Below are 14,378 nucleotides of genomic sequence, written 5' to 3'. Positions count from 1 at the left end.
CGTTGTTAATGACGTAATTTATGCGCAATAAAAAAGTCCAAATCAATCACTTGATTTGGACTTTTTTTATCAATCAATTATCACTAATTAAGGTGTAATAAAAATGGTCGCTAGACCTAAGAACACCATTAAACCAACAATATCAGTACAGGTTGTCAGTGCCATACCGCCAGCAAGTGCTGGGTCAATTTTTAGTTTTTTAAGACCAATTGGAATTAATACGCCAGCAACGCCGGCAACAAATAAGTTTGCTAGCATTGCGCCGGCCATGATCGCGCCGAGTATTAAGCTCCCTTTCCAAATAAAGACCACTAAGCCAATAATTAATGCCCATACTAAGCCATTAATTAATCCGACACGGGCTTCTTTACTCAGTAGCCAACGGGTGTTGGTATCACCAATGTGACCGACAGCAAGGCCTCGAATAACCAGTGCTACGGTTTGGTTACCCGCCACACCACCCATTGATGGAACAATTGTCATTAGTACCGCAACGGTCGCCATCTGTTGTAAAGTGTGTTCAAACATATTGGATACAGATGCGGCTGCTAACGCTGTCAGTACATTAACCCCAAGCCAAATACTGCGGCTCTTGGCTGACTTTAATACTGGTGCAAAGGTATCTTCATCGTCATCCATACCCGCCATGGTCATCATTGAGTGTTCCGCTTCTTCACGGATCAAGTCAACCACGTCATCGATAGTGATACGACCTAACAGATGATTATTGGTATCAACGACAGGTGCTGACAACCAATTTCGACGTTCAAATATATTGGCTATTTCACTGTCTGCCATATCGACGGCAATCGCTTCATCAGCGTCTTGCATAACATCTTTAATTTCAATGTCAGGCTGAGTGGTGATGAGCGTTGATAGTGACAAATGACCAATCAGAATTTGATTTTCATCAACCACATACAAAGCATCAGTGGCTTCTGGTAGTTCACCACGCATACGTAAATAACGTAGTACCACATCGGCGGTTACGTCACCTCGAATGGTGATAAAATCGGTACTCATCATCCCACCGGCAGTATCTTCCGGATAGGCGAGTGCTTTTTCGATACGATGACGATCGGTGGCATCCATTTGTGCCAATACTTCTTGATAACGCTCATCAGAGAGGCTACGAAGTACGTAGGCGACATCATCGCTTTCCATCCCCTCGGTAACGGCTGCCAGCTTTTCTGGTTCCATTTGTGAGACGATGCCATCTTTTACATCTTCAGAGAGTTCATCAAGGATCTCACCTTGCTCTTCCGGATCCGTCAATTGCCATAAGACTTGACGTTCTTTCGGTGGCGAGGCTTCTAACAGGTGTGCAATATCCTCCGGCTCCATGTCTTGGAGTAACCGGCGAACATGAACAAACATGCCATTTTCGAGCGCTTTATTGACTTCTTGGAGTGTGTGATGGGTTTGATCTTGTTCTAATACATCCGCCATAGGTATTAGGCCCACTTATATTTGATGGCGCAATAAGCTGAATTTTAACGTAATCAGTGAGTCTTTGTCTTGTGCTGATTACTATTTAATTAGCGCATAAACTGATGAAGTATTGGTATTACGCATGATTATAATTGTGATATCTCTACATTTCATGAGTGTTGGCTACTAATCGCGGCTAAAAAACGCAGTTAAGAGCAAAGTATCACGTGTTAAAAATGATTAACACCACTAAGAACAAAAGATTTAACAGTGGTAATTTATGGCTTGTAATTTAGCCAATTAACTTTCTTCATCAAACCCAGCTTCAATTAAGGTTGAAATGGCGATTAATGCTGATTCTGCATCTTGGCCTTCTGCGCTAACCATGATCTTTTGACCTTGAGCGGAGTCCAGCATGAGTAAGCCCATCACACTGTCTGCCGTTGCGCTGTTATCACCATTAGTGATCGTAACGATGGCTGTGAAACTTTGTGCTAACTCAACTAATTTGATTGCCGCTCGAGCATGAAGCCCGAGACGGTTACGAATAAATAATTCGCGGCTAATGGTCATTTATAATTTTCCAGCGTGCGATGACGTACCTGCACTTGTTGACCTTGTTGAGTAAAATAATCAGCCAATTGTTGCGCGATATACACCGAGCGATGTTGTCCGCCAGTACAACCAATGGCAACGGTGACATAACTGCGATTATTTTTCTCTAGCATTGGTAACCATGTTTCAAGGAAATTTCGTAGCTGGTAGTTTAGTTTATTGACTTCAGCGTGAGCGGCTAAAAAATCTTTAACGGGCTGATCAAGGCCAGTCTGAGGTTTAAGCTCTGGCACCCAGTGTGGGTTTGGCAAAAAACGCACATCAAACACATAGTCAGCATCAGAAGGCAGACCATGTTTAAAGCCGAACGATTCAAAAACTAACACTAATTCACGAGCTTCACGACCAAGTACTCGTGCCCGCACTGTTTCGCTTAAATCATGAATAGAGCTCTTAGTGGTATCAATCACTAAGTCTGCATGTTCTTTCAGCTCACCAAGCAATACTGCTTCTGATTGAATGGCTTGCTCAAGGCTCATATTATGGCGCGAGAGTGGGTGTAAACGACGTGTTTCACTGAAACGTTTAACCAGTTCTTTATCATCGGCATCGAGGAAAATAACGTTGATATCAACATCATTGGGTAAATTTTTGAAAATAGCGTCAAGTTCACCCTGATGTGGCGGCATATTACGAATATCGATGCTAACCGCAATATCTTGTTCGTTATTGGCAATATCATTTACAAATTGCGGCAGTAGGTGTACGGGAAGGTTATCAACGCAGTAATAACCTAAATCTTCTAACACGCGAAGCGCGACAGATTTACCTGAACCTGAACGGCCGCTAACAACCATTAACCTCATGGTTAAGCTACCTTTTGTGTGTGGAGGGATGCTGATTTATTCTTCATTAATCAGTATGTTATATAATTCTTGATCGGTTGTTGCATTGCGTAACTGTTTGCAAATTTTCTTATTGCCCAGTTTTTCAGCCATGCTAGCAAGGGTCGATAAATGCTCTTTACATTGTTCTTCTGGTACCAGAAGTGCAAATAACAGGTCAATAGGTTGACCATCTATAGCATCAAAATCTATCGGCTCTTGGCATTGAATAAGCACTGCAATCGCATGATCACTGTTACTGATTCGGCCGTGAGGAATTGCAATCCCGTTACCAATACCTGTAGTACCCAATTTTTCACGATTGAGCATACATTCAAATAATGGCTGCGGATTTTGATCAAGATGTGTTGCGGCGATCTCACTGATGAGCTCAAGCGCGCGTTTTTTACTGGAGCAAGGGACTGCACTTTTGGTGCAGTCCAGGCTCAATACGTTACTCAGTTGCATGATTAGTGACTATTGAGTTTATCTTTGTGTTTGTTTAATTGACGGACCAGTTTATCAGTCAATTCGTCAATCGCGGCATACATATTTTCAGAATCAGCTTTAGCGTGAATTTCTCCTGAATTAATATGCAGGGTTGCTTCGGCTATTTGTTGGAGCTTTTCGACATTTAAGATCACTTGAACGGTATTGATTTTATCGAAAAAACGCTCTAGTTTGTCAAACTTAGTACTGACATATTCTCGTAATGAATCGGTTACATCAACATGGTGTCCGGTAATATTGATTTGCATAGACATCTTCCTTTTGTTGGCGCTGATCCGATTTAGATCAGACATTTTCGCTGATTTGATGGCGGAATTCCCAACGATTCACGGTATTTGGCGATAGTTCGTCGCGCAACCATGATCCCTTGTTCAGCCAATAAAGTCGCAATTTTGCTGTCACTCAGGGGTTTAACCTGATTTTCAGCAGCAACAAGTTTCTTCACCAGTGCGCGAATAGCTGTCGATGAACATTCACCGCCATTATCCGTACTGACATGACTTGAGAAGAAGTATTTCAATTCAAAAATACCTCGAGGTGTATGCATATATTTTTGCGTCGTAACTCGAGATATGGTGGATTCGTGCATTTCAACCGCGAGTGCGATGTCATTGAGGACCATCGGCTTCATAGCTTCTTCACCAAATTCAAAAAAATCTTGTTGCTGCTCGACAATACAACGAGCGACTTTCAACAAGGTTTCATTGCGGCTTTCAAGGCTTTTAATCAGCCATTTGGCATCTTGAAGGTGAGTACGTATAAATTGACCATCAGCGCTATTACGAGTGTTATTGCTTAATGCGGCGTATTGCTGATTGACTTTAATACGAGGAATACTGTCAGGATTGATACTAACAACCCATTTGCCATTATCTTTAAAGACAGAGACATCGGGAATAACGTATTCAGTTTCGGTTGAAACGACATGATTACCTGGACGAGGGTTTAAGCTGTGAATCAGCTCCATAACCGCTTTAAGTTCAGGTTCTTTGAGTTTGGTTTCGCGCATCAATTGTCGATAATCGCGATTACCTAATAAATTAATGTGCTCACTCAACAGTATTTTAGCTTCGGCAAGCCATTGAGTTTGTGCTGGATAAGTGGCGAGTTGAAGCAGTAAACATTCTTGTAAGTTGCGAGAAGCAACCCCTAAAGGGTCAAATTGCTGTACACGTTTAAGTACCGCCTCTACCTCATCAAGCTCAACATCGAGATCTTCATCTTCAAAGTTTTCTAAAATTTCAGCAGTACTACAACTGAGATAACCTTTGTCATTAACCGCATCAATGATCGCTGTTGCGATCGCGAGATCCGTTTCGCTAAATGGGGTTAAATGTACTTGCCACATTAAATAGTCTTGTAATGATTCAGTAGTTTCACCTTGATAAATTGGAATGTCATCATCAATAGCAATGCCCGCGCTGCCTGTTCCTGCACTGTAAATATCATCCCAAGTACTATCAACTGGAAGTTCAGTGGGTAATTCACGGGATTCAAGTACTTCAGCGGTATCAAAACTCTCTATATCGTCGAGATTTTCACTCGCGTCATTGGTGCTGGCTTCTGCGGTTGAGGTTTCATTGTTAGTGTTTATTTCATCCGCTTCATTGGTTTCATCGAGCTCTAGGAGAGGGTTACCATCAAGCGCTTCTTGGATCTCTTGTTGGAGTTCCAATGTCGAGAGTTGCAACAAGCGAATAGCTTGCTGCAATTGAGGCGTCATTGCTAACTGTTGACCGAGCTTAAGTTGGAGCGAAGTTTTCATTAACGTTGATACACCTTATTGTTATTGTTGTTATTATCTGTAATCAATAGCCAATGGTGAATGCTATAGACGGAACTGATCACCGAGATAAACCCGCTTAACATGCTCATGATTGAGTACATGATCTGGAGTACCATTAGCGATCAGATGGCCTTGGCTTACAATATAAGCGTGTTCACAAACATCCAATGTTTCGCGAACGTTATGATCGGTAATTAATACCCCTAATCCACGATCTCGTAAATGTTTAATGATCTTTTTGATATCAATAACTGAAATTGGATCGACACCTGCAAACGGTTCATCAAGCAGAATAAACTTAGGGTTTGCTGCTAATGCACGTGCAATTTCAACTCGGCGTCGTTCACCACCTGATAATGCTTGTCCTAAACTATCGCGAATATGTTGAATATTAAACTCATCTAACAGTTCTTCGGCCTTATCTTGACGGCCTTCTTTGGTGAGCTCTTTACGCGTCTCTAAAACAGCCATTAAGTTGTCATAAACCGTCAGACGACGAAAAATCGATGCTTCTTGGGGTAAATAACCAATACCCATTCGTGAACGATTGTGCATCGGTTGAAGGCTGATGTCTTCACCATCAATGGTAATTGTGCCTTCATCGCGGCCAACTAAGCCAACGATCATATAAAATGAGGTGGTTTTACCGGCACCATTGGGACCAAGTAAACCAACAATTTTTCCTGATTCAACCTCAAGGCTCACATCGGAAACGACTTTGCGACCGTTGTAACTTTTTGCAAGGTGTTCAGCTTTTAGAATAGCCATAAATAATGTTTATTTCTTATTATTGTTTAATTGACTTGGTAAGATCACGGTGGTGACACGCTCTTGGTTACCGCTTTCTGCTACCAAACGTTGGTCGCGAATATTGTAAGTAATGATATTACCTTTAATATTACTCCCATCTTGATTAAGTTCTGCTTTGCCGGTCATTTTTAGGCGTTCAGTGGCGGTTTCATAACGCATTTTAAGCGCTTCGCCATCAAGAGGTTTACCATCGTCCATCACTTGATGGAATGTTGCTGGTTGTCCATATGCCATGATTGTTTGTTGTTGCGACTTAGTGTTTGGTCGCGTTACAACTACTTTGTTCGCACGAATATCAATTGTTCCTTGGCGTAACTTCACATTGCCGATAAACGTAACAATATTATTCGGCATATCAACTTGTTGACTGTCTGAATCAATATAAATGGGTTGCTTGGTATCACTTTTCATTGCCCATGTTGGTGCACTGATACACAACAAGCATAGTAGAGTACTAATTTTTAGTCGGTTCATATCTACCTTTTACATTTTTTAGAAGAGTTGCCACATTTCGATCCATGTTGCCTTTCATGCCATCGCCTTGATTTTGGAAAACAGGACCATTGATGGTGACATGATCATCGGTACTAAAGTCTTTATTGACTAAATTTAAGCGTAAACTATCTGTTTTAATGACTTGAACATCTGAATCAGGTAATAGATTGAAAATACGAACATTACCTTGTAAGTGTAAAATTTTATCTTGTTCTAGTTTGGCATTGTTAGCACTGACTCGCCATTCTGCATTTAGCCCTTGCTTAAAGACCCACAAAACAGGTTTAGTAAATGTGGTTTCACCACTAACATTAAAATGCTCAAGATGGTCAGCATCAATTTGATATTGACGAGTACCCTTCAAATCAAAGCTGGTATTACTGACTTTATTACCAATAAACATTGGTTTTTCGTCATTAGGTTTAACTTGAACATCTTGTTTCCAATGTTGTTCAAGTAGATAGTAGCCGAGCCATGCACATATAATCATTAACAGTACATAGAATAGCTTTTTAAAAGTCATAGACTTAAGCCTTTATTTTCTTTGGTGTTACCGATGATTTACAGAGATATAATAGTGCTACAGGACACCGGCTTTAAGTAAATCATGCATATTGAGTGCGCCAACTAATTGGTTATTTTCTGTCACCAATAAGCCATTAATTTTGTTATCTTCCATTAATTTTAGCCCTTCTGCGGCTAATAGCTGTGGTGAAATCGTTTGTGGATTGGTTGACATCACATGACCAATACTGGTGTTGTGAATATCAATATGATTATCCAACAAACGGCGTAAATCACCGTCAGTAAAAATACCACGTAATTGTTGGTTATGATCAACAATTGCCGTCATTCCTAAGCCTTTGTGTGATATTTCCAATAGTGCATCTTTAATACTGGCATGCTCTTCAATCATAGGTAGTAACTCACCACTGTGCATGACATCTGCAATACGAAGCAATAATTTACGTCCTAACGCACCACCGGGATGAGATAGTGCAAAATCGTCAGCAGTAAACCCGCGGGCTTCCATTACTGAAATTGCGACCGCATCTCCCATAACAAGGGTAGCCGTTGTACTTGAGGTCGGTGCGAGATTCAAGGGGCAGGCTTCTTTATCTACCGTGACTTGAAGATTCACTTGCGCCATTTTAGCCATACTTGATTCAGGTTTGCCTGTCATGCTGATCATGGCAATGCCTAGACGTTTGATAACGGGCAGTAATGCAAGAATTTCTGCGGCTTCACCTGAGTTTGAAATTGCAATCACGACATCATTTTTTTTGATCATTCCCAAATCACCATGGCTTGCTTCGCCCGGATGAACAAAGAATGCAGGGGTCCCTGTGCTGGCCAATGTTGCGGCTATTTTCCGTCCAATATGACCTGATTTACCCATTCCCATTACGATCACTTTACCTTGGCAGTGCAGAATTAACTCACAGGCAAGGGTAAAGCTGTTATCAATGTAACAACGGATTTTTTCAAGTGCTTGTAATTCAGTATCGAGTACTTTTTTACCATGGCTGCAAAAATCAAATTGACCAGACATCAGAGAAAGCTCCTGTTATGCGGCGATATTAAGAAATAAAAATGCTTGATAAGCAATAAAGCAAATCACTAATATTCCACCTTCAATGCGATTAATCAGGCGGCGTTTACCGAGAGCCATTAGTAGTAATAGAATGGAAATAGCCAACATAACATAAAAATCACGGCTCATAGCTAGTGGGCTTAATGCTGATGGGTTCAGTAACCCTGGAATGCCCATTACCGCAAGAATATTAAAGATATTTGAGCCAATAATATTACCCACCGCCATGTCATCTTCGCCTTTAAATACGCTCGCGACAGATGCGGCAAGCTCAGGCAAACTGGTGCCAACAGCAATGATGGTTAAACCAATAACTAAGTCACTCATACCGTAGTATTTAGCGATAGTAACTGCTGACCCCACTACCATATCTGAAGAGTATAGAAGTATGCCTAAGCCAATAAATACCCAGATAATGGCCTTGGTATTAGTGACGCCAGTTGGAATTTCTGACTGTTGCTCTTCTACTAATGGATCACTTTTACTGTCGCGGCTGATTTTAAGCATCACCACTAAGAAAATAGCAAATAGAACCGCAAGAATAATGCCTTCGTGACGGCTTAAATAATTATCCCATAAAATCGCGCCAGCAATAACCGTAACTCCCAGCATTATGGGTAATTCGCGGCGAATAATAGTCGAACTAATGCAGAGGGGCTTTATGATTGCCGTAATACCGAGAATTAACGCAATATTGGCAATGTTTGATCCCAGTACATTACCTACCGCGGTATCTGTTTTATCGGCCAGTGCAGCGGTGGCTGAAACCATCATTTCTGGCGCAGAAGATCCCATTGCCAGAATAGTCATACCAATAACCAGTGGTGCAACACCGAAGTTTTTCGCTAATGCAGCTGCACCATATACCAATCTATCTGCACTCCAAACCAGTAAAGCTAATCCGATACAGAGCAACACAATGGCTTCTAGCATGTTAATTCCTTTTTAGTACGACCCGCTAAAAAAGCGATTTTTAGTCAATTGATGAAATATTTACAATTTGAGTTGCCAATTTTGACGTTAACTCATGCAAAAGGGAAGCATAAGCCAATACTAATTATCATCTGAGGTGGTTTTAGGGGGATGGCTTGATTAACTGCTGCTGAATCAGAACCGATTAAGGTTAGAAAAAGTGGCTTATCTATTTACACTATTAAAACGATGTTTTATTTTAGGTGAATTATAATGAGGTTGATTTGTTTTAGAATGGAATTATGCCGTTAGTGTCAGTTTTATCGTAAATATATTATTTTTGATAAAAATTCATCATTAACGCATGATAATACAGCGCTTAGGTTGAGTTGACGTTTAATTCCTCCTATCATCAACGCTCTATTTTTATAATGTCTACTGATTGTTTTTAAGTTGTTTATTATAAAGTGGCATGAAACGCTATTATGTCAAATAACATCAATATTCATCGCTTACGCAAACGAGTTAGCGAGAGGTAACATAAACATAATGCTCAATGATGATGTACTGGTTTCGATTAAAAATCTGAGCTTTTCCCGTGGTGATCGACGTATTTTTGATAATATTAGTCTTGATATCTCGCGTGGAAAAGTCACCGCTATTATGGGGCCGTCAGGGATCGGCAAAACGACCTTATTACGTTTGATTGGTGGTCAGATTGCGCCAGATAATGGTGAGGTATGGTTTGATCAATGGAATATACCCACATTACGTCGCAGTGAACTTTATCAAGCGCGTAAACGAATGAGTATGCTGTTTCAATCGGGTGCTTTATTTACCGATATGACTGTGTTTGAAAATGTTGCCTTTCCATTGCGTGAGCATACTCAATTACCTGAAGATTTATTGCGCACCTTAGTGCTATTGAAATTAGAAGCTGTGGGTTTGCGAGGGGCGGCTCAATTAATGCCAAATGAGTTATCAGGTGGCATGGCTCGACGAGCAGCATTGGCGCGCGCAATTGCACTTGATCCTGATTTGATGATGTACGATGAACCGTTTGTTGGCCAAGATCCAATTACCATGGGCGTGTTAGTTAAGTTAATCCGCGATCTTAACCAAGCGTTAAATATTACGTCGGTGATTGTCTCGCATGATGTGCCAGAGGTAATGAGTATTGCAGATCATGTCTATATTCTTTCAGGCGCTAAGATCATAGGTTGTGGTACACCGGATCAATTACACGCAGATACTAACCCTCAAGTGCGCCAATTTTTAGATGGTGATGCGGATGGTCCAGTACCGTTTCAATTTCCTGCACAATCATTAAGTGATGATTTATTTGGTGAGTAAGCCGTATCAAGGCTGTTGCTAACATCAGTAAATGACAACCGATAATATGAGCAAAAAATGATAATTAATGCTATTTCCCGATTGGGACGAGCGACTATTGAAAAGTGCCAAGCATGTGGTCGTGCAAGCTTGATGTTATATGGGGCATTAGTGTGTAAGCCTCAGCCGATAAAAATGTTGCCGCTATTGATTCGACAATTGTATTCAGTTGGCGTGCTATCGATGGCGATTATTCTCGTGTCAGGATTATTTATCGGCATGGTATTAAGCCTGCAAGGATATTTAGTTCTTGCTGGTTACGGCGCTGAAACTAGCCTTGGTCAAATGGTCGCATTATCATTATTGCGAGAATTAGGCCCGGTGGTAACGGCGTTGTTATTTGCTGGTCGTGCGGGCTCTGCGTTAACGGCTGAAATTGGGTTGATGAAAACCACCGAACAACTATCAAGCATGGAAATGATGGCGGTTGATCCTCTACGCCGCGTGATTGTACCGCGATTTTGGGCGGGGGTTATCTCGATGCCATTGTTGGCGTTGATGTTCTCGCTTATTGGTTTATGGGGCGCACAACTTGTTGGTGTTGATTGGAAGGGCATTGACTACGGCAGTTTCTGGTCGGTGATGCAATCATCGGTTGATTTCAGTACTGATATTGGTAATAGCATTATCAAATCAATCGTATTTGCTATCGTGATTACATGGATTGCAGTCTTTAATGGTTATGATGCCGTACCGACGTCGGAAGGGATCAGCCGTGCAACAACCCGTACAGTGGTGAATTCATCACTGGCGGTACTTGGACTTGATTTTGTGTTAACAGCATTAATGTTTGGTAGCTAAACATTCACTTAGCCGCATGCATACGACGGCATAAATTACATGGATAAAAACAATGCAACAAAATAAACGATTAGAATTGTGGGTTGGTGTGTTTATGCTAGCCGGCATTAGTGCTTTATTAGTGTTGGCGTTTAAAGTGGCTAACGTACAAAGTTTTGGTAGTGCTGAAACTTATACTTTGAAAGCCCATTTTGACAATATTGGCGGTTTAAAAGTACGTTCTCCCGTTAAGGTGGGAGGGGTTACTGTAGGTGAAGTAACGTCGATTACCCTTGATGAACAGACGTATGTGCCAATTGTTACTTTAGACGTTAATAAAAAGTTCGGTTATTTCCCTGAAACCAGTTCTGCATCTATTCTGACTTCAGGTCTATTAGGTGAACAATACTTAGGTATTAGTCCTGGATTTGTTGATACTGACACTGAAATGCTACATAACGGTGACTTAATTGAAGACACTAAATCTGCGTTAGTATTAGAAGATATGATTGGTCAAGTGCTGTATAGCCTTGGCGGCGATAAGAAGTAATGAGGAGAACCACCATGAAATTTGTACGTGGCTTAATGTTGTGTTTACTGGCCGTGCCAATGCTAGCTCAAGCAGCAACGATTGATCAGAGCAATCCTTATAAAATGATGGACAAAGTATCCGCGCATTTATTTGGTACTTTAAAAGCGGAACAAGCAAAAATTCAAGCAAACCCAGAACAACTACGGGTGATCGTTAAGCAAGAATTATTGCCGTATATTAATACCCGTTATGCAGCTTACAAAGTGTTAGGTTCTAATTTACGTAATACAACCGCAGAGCAACGTGATGCGTTCACAGCGGCTTTCACTGATTATTTAGTGGCATCGTACGCACAGGTTTTGACTCAATATACCGACCAAAAAATCGAACTTGAATCACCTAAGCCCGTTCCAGCTGATCGCAGTATTATTTCGGTTCGCGTTGATATTATTGATCCTCAGCGCCCGCCTATTCGTCTTGATTTTAAATTACGATTGAATAAAAAAACAAAAGAATGGCAGGGATTTGACATGGTTGCTGAAGGTGTCAGTATGCTCTCTACTAAGCAAAGTGAATGGAGTGGACAGCTACGTACCAAAGGTATTGATGCGGTAACACAAAGTTTACGTGATTTGGCGGCGAAACCGATCCAAATTGAGAACAAATAACCATGACTGCTGATAAGATTTGTTGGCAGGTTGTCGCTGAAGGGCAATACCGCTTGTCAGGGTCGTTAGATCGTGACACAGTGCCAGCTTTTTGGCGTCAAAGAAGCGAATGGATGCCACATAATGAGCAGCTCGTGCTCGATCTTGCTGATTTATCTCGAGTAGACTCTGCTGGTATGGTGATGTTACTGCATTTGTGCCAGCACCTTAAGCAAGCAGGGAGTCGCGTTATGTTGCACAATGTACCTCAACAGCTTAAAACGCTGTTTCGCTTAAGCCATATCGAACCAATGTTAACAGCTTGCATGGAGTAAGCTGTAGAGAGGATAGCTTGTGGAAATCTCTGAGATTAAACAAATTCTAGAAAGCGCTTTAGACGTTGATGAAATCATCGTTAAAGGTGAAGGTAGCCACTACCAAGTGATCGCAGTGGGTACACTATTTGACGGCATGAGCCGTGTAAAGAAACAACAAACAATTTATGGTCCATTAATGGATCGTATTGCAGCAAACGACATTCACGCGTTAAGTATTAAAACATATACGCCTGAAGAGTGGGCGCGTGATAAAAAATTAATGTCGTTATAGAGAGCTAAATGATGCAAAAGTTTCGTATTCAGGGCAGCGGCCCATTAAGCGGTGAAGTGGCTATTTCTGGCGCAAAGAATGCAGCCTTACCGATTTTATTTGCCGCGTTACTTGCTGACGGTCCGGTAGAAATTGCCAATGTTCCTCAGCTACGTGATATTGATACTACGATGGAATTACTGTCACGTTTAGGCGTGAAAGTCTCGCGTAATGGCTCATCTGTTAATATCGATGCAAGTGATGTTAATGAGTATTGTGCGCCGTATGATCTTGTAAAAACAATGCGTGCTTCTATTTGGGCATTAGGTCCACTAGTGGCTCGTTTTGGTCAAGGTCAAGTATCATTACCTGGTGGTTGTGCTATTGGTGCGCGCCCAGTTGATTTGCATATTGTGGGTCTTGAGCAACTTGGTGCAACAATCACACTTGATGAAGGTTATGTAAAAGCATCTGTCGATGGTCGTCTTAAAGGTGCCCATATCGTGATGGATAAAGTCAGTGTGGGTGCAACGGTTACTATTATGTCTGCGGCAACGTTAGCAGAAGGTACAACCGTGATTGAAAACGCAGCTCGTGAACCTGAAATTGAAGATACTGCAGCATTCCTTAATGCTATCGGTGCGAAAATTACAGGCGCAGGCACGGCAACCATCACCATCGAAGGTGTTGATCGTCTTGCTGGCGGTTATCATGAAGTGGTTGCAGACCGTATCGAAACCGGTACTTTCTTAGTCGCTGCTGCTGTTTCTGGTGGTAAGATTGTTTGTCGCAACACTAAGCCTGAACTTCTTGAAGCGGTATTAGCAAAACTAGAAGAAGCGGGGGCATTAGTTGAAACTGGCGATGATTGGATCAGTCTAGATATGACAGATCGTGAGCTTAAAGCGGTGAATATTCGCACTGCACCGCATCCGGGGTTCCCAACCGACATGCAAGCGCAATTTTCGCTATTAAACTTAATGGCCAAAGGCACAGGCATCATTACTGAAACGATTTTTGAAAACCGTTTCATGCATATTCCTGAATTAATTCGTATGGGTGCTCACGCTGAAATCGAAGGTAATACCGTGATTTGTGGTGATACTAATGGATTGAGTGGCGCACAAGTGATGGCAACTGACCTACGTGCATCTGCAAGTCTTGTGATTGCGGGCAGTATTGCTAAAGGCGAAACCATTGTTGATCGTATTTACCATATCGACCGTGGTTATGAGTTTATCGAGCAAAAATTCAGTGCGCTAGGAATGAATATCGAACGTATCTCTGAATAAGTGATATTGGTTTCAAGCAATAAAAAAGCCTCGCACCGTGCGATAATGCTGATCAGTTAAGCCCAAAATGATCAGTTGAACGATCCTGTAGATGTGTAAAAATCCAAGTGTATTTAATGCACTTGGATTTTTTTATGTTTTTAAGACAAGCACTTGAACAGATACATGCC

The 14,378-nt window shown here is 41.5% G+C and carries 18 protein-coding genes; 7 read left to right on the top strand and 11 right to left on the bottom strand.

The window, feature by feature from the left end:
• Positions 1-87 precede the first annotated feature (87 nt).
• From mgtE to C9I86_RS16945, 11 genes are all read right to left on the bottom strand, one after another.
• On the bottom strand, positions 88-1,449 hold the full coding sequence (mgtE, locus tag C9I86_RS16995) for a magnesium transporter (RefSeq protein WP_080158350.1): 1,362 nt from the start codon (positions 1,447-1,449) through the stop codon (positions 88-90).
• Between the two features lie 282 nt (positions 1,450-1,731).
• Complete coding sequence (locus tag C9I86_RS16990) at positions 1,732-2,004, bottom strand: HPr family phosphocarrier protein (protein WP_080158349.1); 273 nt, start codon at positions 2,002-2,004, stop codon at positions 1,732-1,734.
• Positions 2,001-2,852: an RNase adapter RapZ gene (gene rapZ / locus C9I86_RS16985; RefSeq protein ID WP_080158348.1), complete on the bottom strand. Its 852-nt coding sequence runs from the start codon at positions 2,850-2,852 to the stop codon at positions 2,001-2,003. Before rapZ ends, C9I86_RS16990 begins: the two co-directional genes overlap by 4 nt.
• A gap of 36 nt (positions 2,853-2,888) precedes the next feature.
• Positions 2,889-3,338: a PTS IIA-like nitrogen regulatory protein PtsN gene (ptsN, locus tag C9I86_RS16980; RefSeq protein WP_080158347.1), complete on the bottom strand. Its 450-nt coding sequence runs from the start codon at positions 3,336-3,338 to the stop codon at positions 2,889-2,891.
• 2 nt (positions 3,339-3,340) lie between these two features.
• Positions 3,341-3,628 (bottom strand): ribosome hibernation promoting factor, encoded by a 288-nt coding sequence (gene hpf, locus C9I86_RS16975; RefSeq protein ID WP_080158346.1) that lies wholly within the window; start codon positions 3,626-3,628, stop codon positions 3,341-3,343.
• A gap of 32 nt (positions 3,629-3,660) precedes the next feature.
• Positions 3,661-5,145, bottom strand: a complete 1,485-nt coding sequence (locus tag C9I86_RS16970; RefSeq protein WP_080158345.1) for an RNA polymerase factor sigma-54 — start codon at positions 5,143-5,145, stop codon at positions 3,661-3,663.
• A 63-nt stretch (positions 5,146-5,208) separates the two neighbouring features.
• On the bottom strand, positions 5,209-5,934 hold the full coding sequence (gene lptB, locus C9I86_RS16965; RefSeq protein ID WP_080158344.1) for an LPS export ABC transporter ATP-binding protein: 726 nt from the start codon (positions 5,932-5,934) through the stop codon (positions 5,209-5,211).
• Between the two features lie 9 nt (positions 5,935-5,943).
• On the bottom strand, positions 5,944-6,450 hold the full coding sequence (lptA, locus tag C9I86_RS16960; protein WP_080158343.1) for a lipopolysaccharide transport periplasmic protein LptA: 507 nt from the start codon (positions 6,448-6,450) through the stop codon (positions 5,944-5,946).
• Entirely contained in the window at positions 6,431-6,994 is a 564-nt protein-coding gene (lptC, locus tag C9I86_RS16955; RefSeq protein ID WP_080158342.1) for an LPS export ABC transporter periplasmic protein LptC, read from the bottom strand. Before lptC ends, lptA begins: the two co-directional genes overlap by 20 nt.
• A gap of 57 nt (positions 6,995-7,051) precedes the next feature.
• Positions 7,052-8,023 (bottom strand): KpsF/GutQ family sugar-phosphate isomerase, encoded by a 972-nt coding sequence (locus C9I86_RS16950; protein WP_080158341.1) that lies wholly within the window; start codon positions 8,021-8,023, stop codon positions 7,052-7,054.
• 15 nt (positions 8,024-8,038) lie between these two features.
• Entirely contained in the window at positions 8,039-8,998 is a 960-nt protein-coding gene (locus C9I86_RS16945; protein WP_080158340.1) for a calcium/sodium antiporter, read from the bottom strand.
• 528 nt (positions 8,999-9,526) lie between these two features.
• Between C9I86_RS16945 and mlaF the strand changes: the two genes are divergently transcribed.
• Genes mlaF through murA form a run of 7 tightly spaced genes read left to right on the top strand, consistent with a single transcriptional unit; the run spans position 9,527 to position 14,208 of the window.
• Entirely contained in the window at positions 9,527-10,330 is an 804-nt protein-coding gene (mlaF, locus tag C9I86_RS16940; protein ID WP_107277022.1) for a phospholipid ABC transporter ATP-binding protein MlaF, read from the top strand.
• A 57-nt stretch (positions 10,331-10,387) separates the two neighbouring features.
• Complete coding sequence (gene mlaE, locus C9I86_RS16935) at positions 10,388-11,170, top strand: lipid asymmetry maintenance ABC transporter permease subunit MlaE (protein ID WP_107277021.1); 783 nt, start codon at positions 10,388-10,390, stop codon at positions 11,168-11,170.
• A gap of 52 nt (positions 11,171-11,222) precedes the next feature.
• The gene (gene mlaD, locus C9I86_RS16930; protein ID WP_080158337.1) at positions 11,223-11,699 is read left to right on the top strand and encodes an outer membrane lipid asymmetry maintenance protein MlaD; all 477 of its coding nucleotides are present in this window, start codon (positions 11,223-11,225) and stop codon (positions 11,697-11,699) included.
• A gap of 14 nt (positions 11,700-11,713) precedes the next feature.
• Positions 11,714-12,349: a phospholipid-binding protein MlaC gene (gene mlaC, locus C9I86_RS16925; RefSeq protein ID WP_080158336.1), complete on the top strand. Its 636-nt coding sequence runs from the start codon at positions 11,714-11,716 to the stop codon at positions 12,347-12,349.
• A 2-nt stretch (positions 12,350-12,351) separates the two neighbouring features.
• On the top strand, positions 12,352-12,663 hold the full coding sequence (locus C9I86_RS16920; RefSeq protein WP_080158335.1) for a lipid asymmetry maintenance protein MlaB: 312 nt from the start codon (positions 12,352-12,354) through the stop codon (positions 12,661-12,663).
• Between the two features lie 19 nt (positions 12,664-12,682).
• Positions 12,683-12,937, top strand: a complete 255-nt coding sequence (gene ibaG / locus C9I86_RS16915; RefSeq protein WP_045030117.1) for a BolA family iron metabolism protein IbaG — start codon at positions 12,683-12,685, stop codon at positions 12,935-12,937.
• 11 nt (positions 12,938-12,948) lie between these two features.
• Entirely contained in the window at positions 12,949-14,208 is a 1,260-nt protein-coding gene (murA, locus tag C9I86_RS16910; protein ID WP_080158402.1) for a UDP-N-acetylglucosamine 1-carboxyvinyltransferase, read from the top strand.
• The last annotated feature ends 170 nt before the right edge of the window (positions 14,209-14,378 follow it).

Source organism: Photobacterium sp. NCIMB 13483 (assembly GCF_003025475.1).
GTDB classification, from domain to species: Bacteria; Pseudomonadota; Gammaproteobacteria; order Enterobacterales; family Vibrionaceae; genus Photobacterium; species Photobacterium piscicola.
The sequence above is the reverse complement of the archived record's forward strand: the minus strand, read 5'-3'. Positions and strand labels throughout refer to the sequence as shown.

What these genes read in the sequence shown, in the direction of transcription:
- mgtE (WP_080158350.1), bottom strand. Translation starts at nt 1,449, where the DNA reads ATGGCGGATGTATTAGAACAAGATCAAACCCATCACACACTCCAAGAA.
- mlaC (WP_080158336.1), top strand. Translation starts at nt 11,714, where the DNA reads ATGAAATTTGTACGTGGCTTAATGTTGTGTTTACTGGCCGTGCCAATG.
- C9I86_RS16950 (WP_080158341.1), bottom strand. Translation starts at nt 8,023, where the DNA reads ATGTCTGGTCAATTTGATTTTTGCAGCCATGGTAAAAAAGTACTCGAT.
- murA (WP_080158402.1), top strand. Translation starts at nt 12,949, where the DNA reads ATGCAAAAGTTTCGTATTCAGGGCAGCGGCCCATTAAGCGGTGAAGTG.
- lptB (WP_080158344.1), bottom strand. Translation starts at nt 5,934, where the DNA reads ATGGCTATTCTAAAAGCTGAACACCTTGCAAAAAGTTACAACGGTCGC.
- rapZ (WP_080158348.1), bottom strand. Translation starts at nt 2,852, where the DNA reads ATGAGGTTAATGGTTGTTAGCGGCCGTTCAGGTTCAGGTAAATCTGTC.
- mlaE (WP_107277021.1), top strand. Translation starts at nt 10,388, where the DNA reads ATGATAATTAATGCTATTTCCCGATTGGGACGAGCGACTATTGAAAAG.
- mlaF (WP_107277022.1), top strand. Translation starts at nt 9,527, where the DNA reads ATGCTCAATGATGATGTACTGGTTTCGATTAAAAATCTGAGCTTTTCC.
- C9I86_RS16920 (WP_080158335.1), top strand. Translation starts at nt 12,352, where the DNA reads ATGACTGCTGATAAGATTTGTTGGCAGGTTGTCGCTGAAGGGCAATAC.
- C9I86_RS16990 (WP_080158349.1), bottom strand. Translation starts at nt 2,004, where the DNA reads ATGACCATTAGCCGCGAATTATTTATTCGTAACCGTCTCGGGCTTCAT.
- ptsN (WP_080158347.1), bottom strand. Translation starts at nt 3,338, where the DNA reads ATGCAACTGAGTAACGTATTGAGCCTGGACTGCACCAAAAGTGCAGTC.
- lptC (WP_080158342.1), bottom strand. Translation starts at nt 6,994, where the DNA reads ATGACTTTTAAAAAGCTATTCTATGTACTGTTAATGATTATATGTGCA.
- C9I86_RS16945 (WP_080158340.1), bottom strand. Translation starts at nt 8,998, where the DNA reads ATGCTAGAAGCCATTGTGTTGCTCTGTATCGGATTAGCTTTACTGGTT.
- hpf (WP_080158346.1), bottom strand. Translation starts at nt 3,628, where the DNA reads ATGCAAATCAATATTACCGGACACCATGTTGATGTAACCGATTCATTA.
- C9I86_RS16970 (WP_080158345.1), bottom strand. Translation starts at nt 5,145, where the DNA reads ATGAAAACTTCGCTCCAACTTAAGCTCGGTCAACAGTTAGCAATGACG.
- mlaD (WP_080158337.1), top strand. Translation starts at nt 11,223, where the DNA reads ATGCAACAAAATAAACGATTAGAATTGTGGGTTGGTGTGTTTATGCTA.
- lptA (WP_080158343.1), bottom strand. Translation starts at nt 6,450, where the DNA reads ATGAACCGACTAAAAATTAGTACTCTACTATGCTTGTTGTGTATCAGT.